Annotated in this window: 13 protein-coding genes; 9 read left to right on the forward strand and 4 right to left on the reverse strand. The window is 63.3% G+C overall.

From position 1 onward, the window contains the following. The 4 genes from P9M14_10290 to P9M14_10305 all read left to right on the forward strand — a co-directional run. Nucleotides 1–1,629: hypothetical protein (locus tag P9M14_10290; protein ID MDP8256130.1), on the forward strand; the 1,629-nt coding region annotated here is incomplete at its 5' end. 181 nt (nt 1,630–1,810) lie between these two features. Continuing rightward, a complete protein-coding gene (locus tag P9M14_10295) occupies nt 1,811–3,616 on the forward strand; it encodes a long-chain fatty acid--CoA ligase (protein ID MDP8256131.1) in 1,806 nt (601 codons plus the stop codon). 57 nt (nt 3,617–3,673) lie between these two features. Beyond that, nucleotides 3,674–4,177, forward strand: coding sequence for a hypothetical protein (locus tag P9M14_10300; protein ID MDP8256132.1), 504 nt, complete (start codon nt 3,674–3,676; stop codon nt 4,175–4,177). A 239-nt stretch (nt 4,178–4,416) separates the two neighbouring features. Next, nucleotides 4,417–4,647: a hypothetical protein gene (locus tag P9M14_10305; protein ID MDP8256133.1), complete on the forward strand. Its 231-nt coding sequence runs from the start codon at nt 4,417–4,419 to the stop codon at nt 4,645–4,647. A gap of 134 nt (nt 4,648–4,781) precedes the next feature. On the opposite strand, the gene P9M14_10310 is transcribed toward P9M14_10305, so the two are convergent. From P9M14_10310 to P9M14_10320, 3 genes are all read right to left on the reverse strand, one after another. Next, complete coding sequence (locus P9M14_10310; protein MDP8256134.1) at nt 4,782–5,606, reverse strand: hypothetical protein; 825 nt, start codon at nt 5,604–5,606, stop codon at nt 4,782–4,784. Nucleotides 5,607–5,691: 85 nt separating this feature from the next. Continuing rightward, nucleotides 5,692–6,567, reverse strand: a complete 876-nt coding sequence (locus P9M14_10315; GenBank protein MDP8256135.1) for a hypothetical protein — start codon at nt 6,565–6,567, stop codon at nt 5,692–5,694. 33 nt (nt 6,568–6,600) lie between these two features. Continuing rightward, entirely contained in the window at nt 6,601–9,201 is a 2,601-nt protein-coding gene (locus tag P9M14_10320) for a TonB-dependent receptor (GenBank protein MDP8256136.1), read from the reverse strand. Nucleotides 9,202–9,334: 133 nt separating this feature from the next. On the opposite strand from P9M14_10320, the gene P9M14_10325 reads away from it, so the two are divergent. From P9M14_10325 to P9M14_10345, 5 genes are all read left to right on the forward strand, one after another. Then, nucleotides 9,335–10,027 carry a class I SAM-dependent methyltransferase gene (locus P9M14_10325; GenBank protein ID MDP8256137.1) on the forward strand — a complete coding sequence of 231 codons (693 nt, stop codon included), beginning with the start codon at nt 9,335–9,337 and terminating at the stop codon, nt 10,025–10,027. Between the two features lie 71 nt (nt 10,028–10,098). Next, nucleotides 10,099–10,935: a polysaccharide deacetylase family protein gene (locus tag P9M14_10330; protein ID MDP8256138.1), complete on the forward strand. Its 837-nt coding sequence runs from the start codon at nt 10,099–10,101 to the stop codon at nt 10,933–10,935. Then, nucleotides 10,935–12,347, forward strand: a complete 1,413-nt coding sequence (locus tag P9M14_10335) for a radical SAM protein (GenBank protein MDP8256139.1) — start codon at nt 10,935–10,937, stop codon at nt 12,345–12,347. The genes P9M14_10330 and P9M14_10335 overlap by 1 nt, the downstream gene beginning before the upstream one ends. Continuing rightward, nucleotides 12,344–13,834 (forward strand): radical SAM protein, encoded by a 1,491-nt coding sequence (locus P9M14_10340; GenBank protein MDP8256140.1) that lies wholly within the window; start codon nt 12,344–12,346, stop codon nt 13,832–13,834. Before P9M14_10335 ends, P9M14_10340 begins: the two co-directional genes overlap by 4 nt. A 47-nt stretch (nt 13,835–13,881) precedes the next feature. Next, nucleotides 13,882–14,589 (forward strand): glycosyltransferase family 2 protein, encoded by a 708-nt coding sequence (locus P9M14_10345; GenBank protein ID MDP8256141.1) that lies wholly within the window; start codon nt 13,882–13,884, stop codon nt 14,587–14,589. 36 nt (nt 14,590–14,625) lie between these two features. Here P9M14_10345 and P9M14_10350 read toward each other — a convergent pair whose 3' ends face one another. Continuing rightward, on the reverse strand, nt 14,626–15,789 hold the full coding sequence (locus P9M14_10350; GenBank protein MDP8256142.1) for a (Fe-S)-binding protein: 1,164 nt from the start codon (nt 15,787–15,789) through the stop codon (nt 14,626–14,628). Between the last annotated feature and the right edge of the window lie 21 nt (nt 15,790–15,810).

Raw genomic sequence — 15,810 nt, forward strand, 5'->3', positions numbered from 1 at the left:
CAGACCGACGAGGAGGCGCCCACGCGCCTGACCTTCTTCGATTCGGACACGGTCTTTATGGGCATGTTCGAGGCGGCGTTCCGTCCTCAGGAGGATCTTTCTCCGCACCAACTGAACTCGATCGTACGCACGGCCAACCGCATCCAGGTCGACTATGATCGCGACTTCGACGTACTGCTCAACCTCGGCGATACATCCGACAACGGCCAGTTCAACGAGCTACTGGTCGAGGTCGACGTGCTCAGCGGCACCGGCTTCTCCAGCGGCATCGCGGGCTACGCCCGGGTCGATTCGGGCGACCTGGATATTGACCCCGCTGACGGCCTGAACCGCGGCGAGCGCAACTTCGGCACGCAGCAGTACGACGTCCAGGGCAAGGTGATCAACGCCTTCGCGCGTCCGGGCTACCCTAACTCCAACGCCGACATGCCGGTCGAAGGCCTACGCCGCGCCGACGGCACGTCCGTGCCGTGGATGATGGCCGTGGGCAATCACGACGTGCTCAACACCGGCAACTTCGACGTGTTCGGCGAGCTGAATTTCTTTACCGCCGAGGACTACACCTCTGACCTTGCCAAGTACGGCCTGATCCCCGGCCTGGCGAACACGATCCGCTTTTGGATTATGCATCCCGATCAGCCGCTACGCATCGCGTCCGGGATTTTGGGCATCGACCTGAACTGGCCCGACCTGTTCGCGTTGCTCGATCCGTTGGGCATGATTCCCGACGACTACGTGGACGACATTGACCCGCGCTTTGACCTGTTCGTGCTGCTCCACGACACGCTCGACGACCCGACCGACGACGGCGTGGTGATTGCGCCCGACGTGAACCGCGCATTTATGGCCCACGACGGCCTGCTGCCGGTGATCAACGAGCTGGGCCACGGATTTGCCGACAACAACAACGACGGCCTGGTCAACGAACTTGACGGCGGCTGGTACAGCATGGACTGGGACCAAATAGTCCCTGGCTCCCAAGCGCCGCTGCGGCTGCTGGTGCTTGATACTGCGGACGTGCCGAGCATGGCGGTCGGCGGGATCGGCGACGCCCAACTGGGTTGGATCGATCAGCAGCTCAAGCTGGCGATGGCCGACCGCGTGTTGGTGATCGTGGCCTCCCACCACTACGAGGGGGGCACCAGCACCGGGATCGAGGAGCTGCAGCAGTTGCTCAACAACTGCCCCAACGTGATCGCACACCTCGATGGGCATGGGCACAAAAACGTGATCATCGCCCATCCCTCCGAGGACAACGACCCGCTACGCGGATATTGGGAGATCGAGACCCCCTCGACCTGCAGTTTCCCGCAGCAGGCGCGGATTCTCGAGGTCGTGGACAACCGCGACGGCACCGGCTCGCTGTTCGTCACGCTGTTCGACCACTGGACCACCGAGGGCGACGACGCGGATGTGCTGGCGCGTCTGGGCCGCGAGCTGGCGTTTGACGACGAGCTGACCGGTGGTCATAGCGGGGCGAACTCGTTTATGGGCATGGGCGAGGTCAACGACCGCAACTGCGAGCTGCTGTTCCAGATTCCGCCCGAGGTTGCGCAAGAACTGACCGCCGTGGACAACGGCAAACCGCTGACGTCGGTCGAGTCCCTGGGCCAACGCTACAAGCCCTGAGCGCGCACCGCCTCTGATCGACCGCGGGCCGACGTTGACTTTTCCCGGCACGATGTTCTACAAGAAACTGCTGTTAACAAATGTTATTCATTTAGCCCGAATTATTCATAAGGGTTCGTCCGCGAGGCGTGCTAAATGCCGCCGCAAGAACTTAATAAATAGTTCGGCTTAGGAGCGCCTGATGAGCAAGCAGACACAGTGGCCCGAATATGCCCATACCCTGCCCGAGCTATTCTACGAAAAAGCGGCCAAGTGCCCGGACCACGAGACCTTGCGCGCCAAGCGCGACGGTCGCTGGGTCTCGATCACCTGGCGCGAGCTCGAGCGCGATGTGCTGAACATCGCCGCGGCGTTGATCGACTTCGGCATCGAGCCGCGCGGCGTGATCTCGCTGCTCTCGACCAACCGGCCGGAGTGGGTCGCGCTGGACTTCGGTTCGACCTCGGCCAACATCCTCAACGTGCCGATCTACCCGACCAACACCGCCGAGCAGGTGCAGTTTATCCTTGAAGACTCGGGCGCCGAGATGATCTTTGTCGAGGACACCTCGCAGCTGGAGAAGGTGCTCCAGGTTCGCGACAAGCTGCCCAAGCTGCGCAAGGCGGTGATGATCGAGTCGTTTCAGAGCAGCGACGATTTCGTCACCGATTTGGCGACGTTCATGGCGCGCGGGGCCGAAGTGCTCGACCGCGAGCTGATCGAACAGCGCTGGAAGGTGATCGACCCCGAGGACACGGCCACGCTGATCTACACCTCGGGCACCACGGGCAATCCCAAGGGCGTGATGCTTTCCCACCGCAATCTGGTGAGCAACATCTTCGGCATCGGCGACTTCATGGACATCCAGCCGGGCGAGATCGACCTGCAGTTCCTGCCGATCTGCCACTCCTTCGGCCGGATGGAGGTCTACGGCCTGATGATGTATCAGGGGACCGTGGCCTTTGCCGAGTCGGTCCAGGAGCTGTCCAACAACTTCAAGGAAGTGCGTCCGACGATCTTCGTCACCGTGCCGCGGATGCTCGAGAAGGTCTACGCCAAGATCAACGCCGGGCTCGAGTCGGGCAGCCCGCTCAAGCGCAAGCTGTTCGGCTGGGCGATGGGCGTGGGCAAGCAGGTGGTGCAGGCCAAGATGGACAACAAGTCGGTTTCGCCGGCGATCAAGCTCCAGGCGGCTGTTGCCGACAAGCTGGTCTTCAGCAAGATCAAGGAGGCTCTGGGCGGCCGGATCCGCATCCTGGTCTACGCCGCGGCTCCGCTGGCCGTGGAGATCCAGTGGTTCTTTGCCTCGGCCGGGATCATCGCCCTGGAGGCCTACGGTCTAACCGAGACCTCTCCGGGACTGACCGGCAACCATCCCGAGGGCTTCCGCCTGGGTACGGTGGGCAAGCCCTGGCGCGACACCGAGGTCAAGATCGCGCCCGACGGCGAAATTTTGGCACGCGGCCCGCAGATCATGCTCGGCTATTGGAACCGTCCCGAGGACACTGCCGAGGCGTTGGAGGACGGCTGGTTCCACACCGGCGATGTGGGCGAGATCGACAAGGACGGCTTCATCTCCATCACCGATCGCAAGAAAGACCTGATCATCACTGCCGGCGGCAAAAACATCTCGCCGCAGAACATCGAAAACCTGATCAAGCTCGACGAGTCGATCGAGCAGGTGGCGATCATCGGCGACCGCCGCAAGTTCCTCACCGCCTTGATCGTGCCCGACTTCGAATGGCTCAAGGATTACGTCGAGGAAAAACAAATCGAGGGCGGCCAGTCCGAGTGGGTCAAACACCCCGACGTGCTCGTCGAGTACGACAAACGCTTGGCCAAGGCCAATAAGCAGCTCGCCAAGTACGAGACGATCAAGCGCTTCAGCCTGCTGCCCGAGGAGTTCAGCGTGGACAACGGCATGCTGACCCCGACGATGAAGGTCAAGCGCAAGAACGTCAACAACGTCTACGACGAGGAGATCGAGAACCTCTACGCCGACGAATAGCGAACAACGCCCGTGCGGTCACCCCAGCCTAAGTTGCGAGCAATTCTCGGATCAGCGTTGCTCTGTTGCCTGCTGATCGCTACGCAGGCCGCGGGCCACGGCGACCACACCAAGCACGGCGGTATTCACGAGATCAAGCTGTGCATCCAAAGCGACCACGTGAGCGTGGATTATTTGATCGCGGGCAGGCGCAACCCGCGGCTGCGGGTGAACTACAACGCCCGAGGCCGCGAGCTGGCCCAGATGCAGCGGCTGTTGGTGGACGGCCAACAGCTCGAACTTATTTTCGTCGAGGCATTGCCGGGCCGCGACGAGGTGCTTTACAAGTTTCACAGCGCGCCGGGCAGCCTGACGCCGGGCGAACACCGGGTGCGCTACGCGGCCCTGACCTTCGACCACGCCGAACAGATGCTGATCCGCGTGCGCTCGGGCAAGGGCGCGGCCCTGGTGATCGACAGCATGCGCAAGGTCAAAGAATACGAGCGCTCGTTTAAAGTATTGATAGACGAGCCGGAACAGCCAGCAAAAATTCCGCAGTCCGATCCGCCCCCGGAGCAGTAGACGAAGGGGTGCGGGAATAACGATCTTTCCCAACTATCCTGGCCCCCGTAGAGGTAATTGGATTCCACACCGGCGACGTGGGTGAGATCGACAGGGAAGGCTTCATCTACATCACCGCTGGCGGCAAGAACATCTCGCCGTAGAACATCGACAACCATCCCCTGCGGCTACACACGCGCGTTGTACAGTAATCAGCGGCAGTGCGGTCATGTATCGCAATCACATTCAGGGAGCTTGCGATGCAAGGCAAGTGGCTGGTGCTGCTGCTGACAATTCCCGTGCTGTTTGCTCTGGCCTGCTCGTTGTCGGGCGACGGTGACGACGACAGCGCGCCTCCTGAGTTTCCCGACGACATCATCTACGGCTTTACCGGACACCAGATCCAGGATGGCGTACTGACCTGTATGGGCATGGTCGATCTACCAGAGGGCTGGACATCCTTCTCGCCGATGCGCTGCACGCGGCAGTAGGGGTGCGGCCTGGAGCCGGGGTAAATCTCACGACCGGACCTTAATCATTGTTCAACGTATTTCTCCGCGCCGCGGAGTTGGTCGTCGTTAAATGATGATTGTACTGCGCGAGTTTTGCGGCACCTCAAAAGTGCCTAGCGTTGGGGGTAGGGTTTGCCTGTGAGGTTGAGCCAGGTGACTCGCGCGTTGCGTTGGGCCATGCGGTTGACCCCGGCCTGGCTGGGCAACGCGTCGGGGTCGTCCTCGATCGCCTTAGTTAGATAGTTCAGTGCGCGGTCGTGCTGATCGAGTTTGTAGAACACGCGTCCGGCGTAGTTGTAGTTGACCAGGTAGCGCGGTTCGCGCGCGATCTGCCCGTCGATCTTGGCCGCCACTTCCTCGGGCGGGTAGCCCATGCGATTGGAGAGCCATAGCGGCACGCGCACCAACACCTCGCACCAGAAGCGGTCCTTGCCGCCGTAGAGGTAGTTCGGCTCCATCTTCTCGACCTGCTCCATGTACTCGCGCATCTTGGGCAGCATCCACATGCTCGAGGACCAGCCGTGCATATCCGCGGCCGCTGACTCGTTGGTCGCCTTGAAGAAAAAGGCCTGCACGTTTTGCGGATTGACCGCGTATCCGCGCTCGCCCGCTGCGATGCCCTTTTCGAACCAGCCGATGCGCACTTTCTTTTGCTCGGAGGTTTTGCGCGGCAGGGCGTCGCCGTACTGCCAGTACAGCTCGCACAGCAGCGCCCAGGCCTGGTCGTGGTTTGGGCAGAGCTTGGTTGCCCGCTCCAGCTGGGGAATCGCGCGTTTCATATCGGCCATGGTGCGGTCGACCAGGTAGGTGCTCATCGCCTGCTCGTAGAGCTGGTCGGCCTCGGCCCGCGCCTGGTCGGAGCAGGTATCGGCCCAGGCCGCGCTCGCGGTCGTCAGGATTAGAATCGCACACAGCAAAACAGTCAGGCTTCTATTCATTGTTCTATTGTGCCCGCGCCAAGGGATAAAAAAAAGGGCGCGCCCTCCGACGCGCCATAAGGGGAATACATCAGTAGAAGGGACGCTATTTGGCGTCCTCTTCGTAAACTTCGTATCCGCAGTGCCCCTCGCCCGAGTGGCCCAGGGTGAACAGCGCGGCGATGAACGTGGTGTAGTCGTCGGTGCTCAGCTGCTCCGACATTTCGGTCTGGTCGATATCGAGCAGACCATCAACTGCCAGGTCGGCGAAGGGTTGGAATCCGGTGGCGCCGGGGTTGACGCTGTCCGGGTCGTCGATGGACTCGATGTCGCCGAACAAGTGGTCGGAGTGGAAGGTCAGCTCCATGCTGCCCGTGTCGCCGTCAGCGACCACGCCCGCGTACTCGTCGTCGGTCTCCTGGTGGCAGGCGTTGAACTTCATCTGCTCGTCGAGCTTGATCGTGAAGGCGACCGTTTCCTCGTCCTTGGTCGCCGTGCCGACCATCACGATCGAGTAGCCGCTGTAATCGCCCGTGTCGGTCTGGATCATATTGAAGTTGAGGTAATTATAGTTGCCGGCCACAGCGTCGGTCACCGTGCCCAGCAGCGCGCGGTCGTCCCCCTGGTGCAGGTCGACCCAGAATGGTCCGCCCTCGAGATAAGCATGCTCCGCGCCCTCGGGGATGTCGCCGTGATCGTGGCCCGCGTGGCACGGCGCGTTCTTCTCCTCAGCGACCTGGAAGGCGGTCACTCCGTCGAGGTTGACCCAGAAGTTGCTGAAGGCGATGTCCCAGCCGGTCTTGCCCACGAAGCCGTTGCGGATGAACTCCTCGCCGTTGGCGTAGAACTCCAACGTGCCAACGCCCACGTCGTCGTCATCGTCGTCGTCGCCGCCGCAGCCGGCCAGCAGCACGGTGGCGGCCAGGGCCGCTACCAGCGCCAATGCCACCAGGATTGAGATTCTTTTCAGGTCGGTCTTCATCGTGGTTACTCCTTAGTATTCTTTTTCGGTCATTTAAAATTTGGCGGTTACAGTGAATCGCGCCAGCAGCGGGGTGCCCGGCGTGAAGTGCAGGCCGGTGAGATCCTCGCCGTTGGGCTCGGGACGGGTGGTGTAGTAAAACACCGCGTCCTCCCACTGTGCGTCGAGCAGGTTGTCCACGGCCAGTTCCAAACCCCAGCGCGGCGTGTCGTATCCGGCCACCAAGTCCAGCACGTAATAGGGGTCGACCCAGTGCTCGCCATCGAGCTCGCGCGGTCCCATGTAGCGGCCGCGCAGCATGCCGCGCAGGCCCAAGGGGTGGCTCCAACCCAGGCCGTTGGTCATCAGTGTGATCGGACCGTTGGTAATCCGCTCACCGGTTTCGGCGTACCGCGCATCGACCCAGGCGAAGTCCGTGGCCAGGTAGAGCCAGTTCAGGGGGCTGAGGCGCAGCTCGGCCTCGAGGCCGCGGCGCTCGGTCTCGTTTTTGGTCATCGACAGCCCGGTCAGCGGATCGAAGATCAGGTCCTGCTCCTTGTTGGCGAACCAGGCGGCCAGCGCGACGCTGATTCGCCTCTGCCACAGCCCGACCCGCGAGCCGACCTCGCCGCCGCGCACCTTGGGGATCTCGCGTTGGGGCTCGTTGGCCATCTGGCCGGTGGTGTTGGAGAAGAACCCTTCGCCGTAGTTGACGAAGATCGACCAGTCGCGCAGCGGTGTGACGATCAGCGACGCCTTGGGGCTGATTGCGTAGGAGTACTCGTCCCAGTCGCGCTCCACGTCCTGCCGGGTGTCGGCCATATTGGTGTAGATGTTGAAGTAGCGCTCGTCCTGGGTCCCCTCGCCGCTGTAACCGATCAAGTCGAAACGCGCGCCGGGCACGATCCGCAGCCAATCGGTGAGCGCCAGGTCCTCGCGAAGCCAGACGCCCAGTGCGTTCTCGCGAAAGTCCAATGAGTTGATCACGTTGAAGCGCTCGCGTTCCACGGTGTTGGCCAGCACGTTGCGCACCATGTCCATTCGCCACTGCACGCCCACGCCGGTCTGCCAGAGGGTCGGGCCCCACTGGTCGAGGCGCGAGTAGCGCGCGTTGAGCCCGACCACGTTGCGCTGGTCGTACATCTCCTGCTGGTCGCCGCGCTCGGGGTTGTAGAAGTAGAAAGTGTAGTTGGACCAGATCGTGGTCCGTTTGTAGTCGTACCAGGGTTGTAAGCGCAGCTCGGACAGCCCTAGCTGATAGTCGGCGGTCAGGCCGACCAGATGGCGGTTGGAGCTGATGCGGTCCGACTCGTCGAGGCTGCCGTAGCGATCGACTACGCCGGACTCGATCAGCTCGTCGGGGATCACATCGGTGGCCGCGCTGCGCTGGCCGTAGTGGTGACTTTGCAGGTTCAGGGTCCAGGGGCCCAGCAGCGCGGTGTGCGACTGGTTGCCGCGTAGCGCATCGGCCCAGCCCGGGTCGGTGAAGCCGTCGGTGTGCTCGGTCTGCACTGCGGCCGAGGCCAGGTAGGGATCATACGACAGGCCGAACGTGCCCAGCACCTTAGCCGTGCCGTACATCCCGGCGGTGGAGCCGATGGAGCTGTGGTCCGCGCTGCGCCGCGGTTTGAAGTCGATGGCCCCGGCCGTGGCGAAGTTGCCGAACTCCGGATCGTAGGGCCCCTTGATAATGTGGATAGCGGCGATGGTCTCGGGAATCAGGAAGTGCAGGTCGAGGTAACCGTGACCGTGAACCTGGCTGGGTTCGTTGAGCGGGATGCCGTCGAGGTACGCCGCCAGATCCTGGCCGTGCTCCGCGTCGAATCCGCGCAGGAAATACTGGTAGGCCTTGGCCCCGCCGGTGTGCTGAGAAACGTGCACCCCGGGGATCAGCCGCACGATGTCGCTCGGGTTCTGGTGCGGGAAACTGCAAAAGTCGCGGTCGCGCACCTGCTGGTCGGAAAACGACGTCAGCGGCCGCCGTTCGCTGACCACGACCTCCTCAAGCAACACGTCCGAGGGCGCGACTGGCTCCACCGGCTCGGTCTCGGGCTGCTTCGCGGGCTGTTCCGAAGGCTGGTCCATGCCTCGGCGCTGGTCAGGGAAGCCATCGCGGTCCAAGTCGGCCAGGATCAGCACGCTTTGCCCCCGGGCGTCGAAAAACACCCAGCGGTCGGCCCGGCCGTCGGCGTCCGTGTCGCGCTCGAGGCTTACCGGTTGGCCGTCGGTAAAGCGCAGCAGCTCGTCGTACAGGCCATCGGCGTCCGTGTCGCGGCGCTGCAGTGTTGGCCCTCCTACGGAGAACTCGGCGATTACGTCCACCGCGCCGTCGTGGTCCGAGTCCATGCGGCCCGTGGAGGGCTGCCCCAGCTCGTCGATATCGAGCCAGACGTCCACCGCGCCATCGAAGTTGCTGTCCTGCTCCTGGCGCGCCAGTTGACCCGCGCTGTAGAAGCTCCAGACGTCGACGGCTTCGTCGCCGTTGGTGTCAACCTCCACCCGCAGCAGGCGGCCCGCTCCATCGCGTACCACCAGCGTGCTCGGATTCTCGAGGTCCGGGTCCGCGGCCAAGCCGAAGCCGTGCCCGCCGTGGGCGCTGGCCAGGGCCGGCAGCAGCATCGCGGTCAAGATCACAGTGCGCAGGAATCGAATCATCAATAGCACGATTTCCTTTTTCGTATGCCAGTAATATGTATTAAATTATCGTGCTACGAAAGTCAAACGCCCAAGAGCCGATTTTCCACCTGCGCGATATGCTACCTTTATATAGATGTTTTACAGCACCTCTTTGCAGACCCGTTTTCCGCGACTGTACATCAATCACGATGCATACGAGCGGCACTTTTGGACCGCGCGACTGCTCGGCCCGGTGCGGCCGGGGCAGACCGTGCTCGACGTGGGCGGCGAAAAGGGCCTGGCGCGCTTCCTGCCCGGGCTGAAGGTGGTCGAATACAATCCCAAAATCACCGAGACAACGGACCCCTCGCAACTGCCCGACGGCTCGTTTGACTACGCGGTGAGCATCGATACTCTCGAGCACGTCCCGCAGGACTCGCGACGTGAGCACCTCGAGCTGCTGTTGCGCCTGGCGCGGCAGCGGGTGGTGTTCTGCGCGCCCCTGGGCACTGAAATGCAAAACGAGTTTCAGCGCCGACTACTTGCCGCCGAAACCCTCGACCCGGGCTCGCTGGAGTTCGTGCGAGAGCATCTGAAGTACGGCCTGCCCGATCCCGCGCAGGTCGAGCGGCTGCTGCCCGGCGTGCAAATCGACTGGCGTTTTTCGGGCGACGTGCGGCGCTACATGGTGCCCGCGCCGGCCCCGCGCTCGCGCGTTTTGCAGCTGGTCTACCTGGGAGTAGGCCTGTCGCTGAACTGGCTGATGAACGTCTGCTGGCTGCCGTTCAAGCTCGGGCCGCAAGCCCACGCATACACCAACCGCTTCTACGGCGTGATCAACGTGCCCGCTGATCGTTCCCGCTGATCCAAGTGCGGGCTGGCCTAAGTTTTCAAGATAGTTAGAATGATCTGCACACTGAAAGCGGCGGGGCGCGGATGAAGACCAAACGGCTGCTGATAACCTTTGACGTCGAGGAGTTCGACCTGCCGCAGGACCTCGGCCTGGAGCTCGACGAGCTCAAGGCGCAACAGATCGCCCGTGGCGGGGCCGAGATGCTGGCCGGGCTGATCCGCCGCACCGGGGTCGCGCCGACCTGCTTTGTCAGCGGCTCGTTCGCCAAGCAGCACGGCAGGGTGATCAAACTGCTCTCGGGCCTGGGTTGCGAGATCGCCTGCCACGGCGCGCTGCACTCCCGGCGCCCGGCCGAGCAATCAACCGACGAGCTGACCGCGCAACTGACCGAGGCGCGTGCGGTTCTGGAAAAACTCAGCGGCCGTCCCGTAGCGGGCTTTCGCAGTCCGCGCTTTGAGCAGGTGCCGCTCGAGGCGCTACGGGATGCGGGGTTTAGCTACGACAGCTCGATCCATCCGACCTGGGTTCCGGGTCGCTACAACCACCTGATCAAGGGCACACGGCCGCGGATTGAGAACGGCATCGTGCGCGTGCCGGTCTCTGTGACGCCGCTGCTTAGATTGCCCGCCTCGTGGGTCTGGTTTCGCAACTACCCCGGGGCGCTGCTCGAGATCGTGCGCCGCTCGCTCCCTCTGGGACGCGACGCGGTGGTGCTCTACTTCCACAATTGGGAGCTGGTCGACCTGGCGGCCCAGGCCCCGCAGCTGCCGAGCTACATCGTGCGTCGCACGGGGCACAGCTTCGTCCAGCGGCTGTCTCAGACCGTCGAGCGCTTTAAAAAGGCCGGTTTCGTACCGGGCACCATGATCGATTACGTGTCCAGCCGCTACAATATCGAGGCGATGAAAGAGAGCGGCTGATGCGACTGGCGCTGATCTACTCCGATTATACCCACAAGAGCTTTGAGGAGGACGTGGGCGTGGTCAGCGAGCAGTTCGGCACGTTTCCGCCCCTGGGCCTGTGCTACGCAGCGGCCATCGCCGAGAAAGCGGGGCACGAGACGCTGGTCGTCGACGCCCACGCCCAACGGCTTACGCCGCAGCAGGTGCTCGAGCGCATCCGACCGTTCGATCCGCAGATTCTCGGGTTTCTGCTCACCACCTACATGATCCACGACAACCTGAGCTACATCCGCTTTCTCAAGGCCGAGACCGGCCTGCCGGTGGTGGTGGGCAATGTACAGCTTGAGCTCTACCCGCACGAGACCATGAGCTACCCCGAGATCGACTACGGAATTATCGGCTCGGCCCAGCCGGTGCTGCCCGCGCTGCTCGACGCTCTGGAGCGCGGAGGGCCGGTGCCCGAGCTGCCCGGATTATGCCTGCGCCGCAACGGCGAGCTGATCGTTAATCAGCCCGCGACGCTGTGCGAGGATTTTGCCACGCTACCGTTTCCCAAACGCGACGGACTGCCCCACGAGCTCTACCACTCGGTGATGACCCGGCGGCACAACGTCACGGCGATGATCACGGCCAAGGGCTGTCCCGGCGGCTGCACGTTCTGCCACATCCATCGCACGCCTTACTCCTACCGCGATCCGCAGGGGGTTTGCGACGAGATCGAGCAGTGCATCGAGCGCCACTCAATCCGTGAGTTCGAGATCTTCGACCCTTCGTTCACCATTAACCGCGAACGGATCGTGCAGATCTGCGACGAGATCGTGCGTCGCGGCCTGGACCTGGATTTTGCGGTGCGCGCGCGGGTCGACCAGGTCGATCCCGGGCTGTTGGCCAAGATGGCCGCTGCCGGCTGCCAACGCTTGCTCTACGGCATCGAGTCCGGCTCCGAGCAACAGTTGGCGCGGGTGCAAAAGGGGATCAGCCTCAAGCAGGTGCGCGACACGGTGAGCGCCACGCGCGACGCGGGGATCGAAGCGCTGGGATTTTTCCTGATCGGCTCCCAGGACGAGACGTTGGACGAGGTCGCACAGACCGTGCGCTTCGCCCGCAGCCTGGGACTGGACTACGCCCAGTTTCACCGCACCATGCCCAAGCCGCGCACTGTGCTGCACGAGATCGTCACCGAGCAATTGGGCTTTGATTACTGGCGCGAGTACACCCTGGGCAATCAGCCCGAGCGCCGTCTGCCCTCGCCGTGGACCGAGCTTAGTCAGGAGCAGATCGAACACGAGACCTTTCGCGCCTACCGCCGATTTTACGTGCGCCCCTCGTTCGTGATGCGCAAGCTGCTGGGGATCCGCTCGCTGGACGAGTTCGCGCGCTACGCCCGCGGCGGACTGGGGCTGTTGCTGGCCAAGAGCGACCTGCAATGAGCCGACCCAATGTGGTGTTCGTCCACGCCGCGTTCGAGCATCTGGGCGTGGAGCTGCTTTCGGCATACCTCAAACAGCACGACGTCGAGACCAGCCTGGCGTTCGACCCGCGGATGTTCGACGACTCGTTTGTCGACGTGCGCTTTCTGGCAAAGCTGTTCGATATCCGCGAGCGCCTGGCAGATCAGGTGGCGCAACGCGAGCCGGACCTGGTGGCGTTCTCCGTGCTGGCCGCGGACTATCGCTGGGCACTGGACATGGCCGCGCGCATCAAGCGCCGCTGCTCGGCGCCCGTGGTCTTCGGCGGAATCCACGCCACAAGCGCGCCCGAGGCGCTGCTTGAAAACGAACAGGTCGATTACTGCATTGTGGGCGAGGGCGAGCGCGCACTGCTCGAGCTGACCCGCGCGCTACACCAGGGGAGCGATCCGACCGGCGTGGACAACCTGTGCTTTCGCGCCGACGGTGCGGTCCGCTGCAATCCGCTGGGCCCGCTGATCCAAGATCTGGACGCGCTGCCGTTTGCGGACAAGCAACTGTTCTACGATCAAGTCCCGGGCTACGCGCGGCATTACACCCTGCTCACGCGGCGCGGCTGCATTAACCGCTGCTCGTATTGCCACAACACAATCTGGCGCAGGCTCTACCCCGACCAGCCGCTGATCAGGCTGCGCAGCGTGGACAACGTGTTCCAGGAGCTGACCGCGGCCAAGGCGCGCTACGGATTTAATCGGCTGCGGATCAACGACGACCTGTTCTCCTACAATCGGGAATGGCTGCTCGAGTTTTGCAAGCGTTACCCGCATGAGGTGGGCGTGCCGTTCATGTGCTTCTGTTCGCCACTGGATCTCGACGCCGAGTCCGTGGCCGCACTCAAGAACGCGGGCTGCTTTCAGGTCTGCGTGGGAGTGCAGGACGTGCACGAGCAGGTGCGCGCCGAGGTCTTCGACCGCCGCACGCCGCAAGCGGCGCTGGTGCGCTCGTTGGCCTGTCTGCGCAAACAGCGGCTGCGCGCCACGGTGGATAACATCCTGGGCTTTCCCGGTCAGACAGAGCAGCAGATCCAGGACGTGGCGCAGTTCTATTTGGACAACCCGGTCTATGGCCGCTTCACCGTGTTCTGGTTGATCTACTATGCGGGCACCGCGATCACCGAGGCTGCGCACCAGCGCGGCGAGCTGAGCGATGAGCAGCTTGCGCAACTCCAGCGCGATCCGCCGCGCCGGGCCAACACCATGGTGCGCTCGGGTAGCCTCTCGCGGCGGCTGACCAAACTGCATCTGTTCCTGGTACTGATCCAGTGGCTGCCGCGATCGTGGTCGCGCCTGATGCTGCACAAACAGCTCTATCGCCTGCTGCCGCCGATCAATCCCAGCCTGATCGAGGGACTGTGGACGGTCTTCACCCGCGATCGGCTCGACCCGATCAGGCGGCGCTACTACATCAAGTATTTGCATTACGGCCTGCGCCGTTTTATAAGCCGCTGAGAACACCAACATCGTCGAGAACCCGGTTGAACGAGCAACAATCCGTCATGCACACCCATAGCGTCTGCCTGGTGATTCCGGCTGTGGACGAAGGTCCGCTGCTCGCGCGCGGCGTACCCGAGCTGCTCGACGCCCTCGGTCCGGTCCTGAGCGTGCGGATCGTGGTCAACGGCAGCAACAACAACACCCCGCAAATCGCTAGCGAGCTGGCCGCGAGTCACGGGCAGGTCAGCGTCGAGATCCATCAACAGCGATTGGGCAAGGGGCGCGCGATCGTTCAGGGGCTGCGCAACTGCGACAGTGCGATCGTTGGGTTCTATGACGCGGACTCGCCCTTTATGCCCGCGGACCTGGAGGCGATGATCCGCAAGATCGAGCAGGGCGAGGCGGACTGCGTGATTGCTTCCAAATGGCGCGGCCGCCGCTACTCCAACGTGACCGGCTATACCCTGTCCACCAAGAAACTACTCAGCCGCGGGTTGAATCTGGTCACCCGCCTGCTGTTCGGTCTGCCGTTCGCCGACACCCAGGGCGGGGCCAAGATTTTGAGGCGTAACGCGTGGCAGGCCATCGACGGGCCGTTCGTCTGCTCCGGATTCGCCTTTGACGTTGAGCTGCTCTACCGCCTGCGACGCCAAGGATTCGAGATCAGCGAACGCTTCGCACAACAGGTGCGCACCGCCCGCTCCACGTTTAATTGGCGCGAGCTGGCCAAGATGGCCTGGGAACTAATCCGTCTGCGACTGTCGCTATAGGGGTGGGAAAATTATCTTTTAAACAAGATTAATTGATCATCCCTCTTCAACGCGGAAGCGTTTGGTCGACAGTAATTTGGGCAGGGCGTTGAGCGCCACGTTGCGCAGCATGGCGCGGCCGCGCGCGCCCAGCCGATCCTCCACCGGCCGACCCGCGGCCTGGGCCGCCAGCTCGAGCAGATGTTTGACCGGCGGGCCGGGCACGAACGGCCCGAGCATGCCCAGGGTCAAATAGCAGCCGGTGCAGTAGGTCAAGGTCTGATCGGCCCCGCTACGGCGGTAGTCCAGGTGCGCGCGGGCCGCTACCGAGGCAATGTCCAGCGGCGATTGCCGCGCGGCCCCGGCGGCGATGCCGCAGCACCAGCCCTCCTCGTGGGAGTGACGCGCCTCGCGCACCTGCGCGCCCATCAGCGCCAACAGCTCGCGCACGCGTTCCATAAATCCTACGCCGAGCACCCGCGCGTGACACGAGTCGTGCACCGTGACCGTGGAATTCAGCGGATGGTCGAAGTGCAGTGCGCCGGACTCGATTTGTTCCAGCAGGTAGTCGGTGATGAATACCTTTTCAAAGTCAAAGCGCGCGCCGAAACGCTGGGGCAGCACGTTACTGAACATGTTGTAGCCAGCCGGGCAGACGAACACCATGCGCTCGATGGGCCGCCGCGCGTAGTAGTCGGTGAGCTTGCGCGCGATTGCCGCAGTCTGCTTGAGCAGGCCCATGCGGAAGTACATCTCGCCGCAGCACAGGTCGAGACTGCCGGCGATGCACAGTCCGTCGAGCAGGCCTGATTGAGTGAGGTACGGCGCGGTGATCAGGTTGCAGCCCGGGTAGAGCACGTCGCCCGCGGGTTCGGCCGCGGCCCACTGCTGCGCCAGGGCGCGTTCGTCAGCGGGTAGCGCGGCCACGGTGTCGGTGCGGAACGAACGCGACTGGGTGGGCATCAGATAGCGCGCGCGCTCGGGCAGACCGCGCTGCTCATACTTCTGCTCAAAGCGCTTCAGGATCCGACCGTAGGGGTCGGCGTCGTTGGGGCAGAACGCGTTGCAGGCGAAGCACGAGACGCAGCTCTTGTCGATCAAAGGCGTGGGCTCGCCGCAATCCAGGCGGCGCATCTCATCTGCGGCCCGCTGCGGGTCCAGGCGCAGGTAGATGCAGCGGCTGAGGCACTCGCCGCAATAGCGGCAGGCGTTCTCGGGCATGGTCCTCTCCGTAGTTGGAGC

Origin of the sequence: Candidatus Alcyoniella australis (assembly GCA_030765605.1) — a bacterium.
Lineage (GTDB): Bacteria > Lernaellota > Lernaellaia > JAVCCG01 > Alcyoniellaceae > Alcyoniella > Alcyoniella australis.

Excerpts from the sequence above, each read along its gene's own strand:
- P9M14_10345 (MDP8256141.1), top strand. The coding sequence starts at position 13,882 with ATGCACACCCATAGCGTCTGCCTGGTGATTCCGGCTGTGGACGAAGGT.
- P9M14_10305 (MDP8256133.1), top strand. The coding sequence starts at position 4,417 with ATGCAAGGCAAGTGGCTGGTGCTGCTGCTGACAATTCCCGTGCTGTTT.
- P9M14_10295 (MDP8256131.1), top strand. The coding sequence starts at position 1,811 with ATGAGCAAGCAGACACAGTGGCCCGAATATGCCCATACCCTGCCCGAG.
- P9M14_10340 (MDP8256140.1), top strand. The coding sequence starts at position 12,344 with ATGAGCCGACCCAATGTGGTGTTCGTCCACGCCGCGTTCGAGCATCTG.
- P9M14_10315 (MDP8256135.1), bottom strand. The coding sequence starts at position 6,567 with ATGAAGACCGACCTGAAAAGAATCTCAATCCTGGTGGCATTGGCGCTG.
- P9M14_10350 (MDP8256142.1), bottom strand. The coding sequence starts at position 15,789 with ATGCCCGAGAACGCCTGCCGCTATTGCGGCGAGTGCCTCAGCCGCTGC.
- P9M14_10335 (MDP8256139.1), top strand. The coding sequence starts at position 10,935 with ATGCGACTGGCGCTGATCTACTCCGATTATACCCACAAGAGCTTTGAG.
- P9M14_10330 (MDP8256138.1), top strand. The coding sequence starts at position 10,099 with ATGAAGACCAAACGGCTGCTGATAACCTTTGACGTCGAGGAGTTCGAC.
- P9M14_10320 (MDP8256136.1), bottom strand. The coding sequence starts at position 9,201 with ATGATTCGATTCCTGCGCACTGTGATCTTGACCGCGATGCTGCTGCCG.
- P9M14_10310 (MDP8256134.1), bottom strand. The coding sequence starts at position 5,606 with ATGAATAGAAGCCTGACTGTTTTGCTGTGTGCGATTCTAATCCTGACG.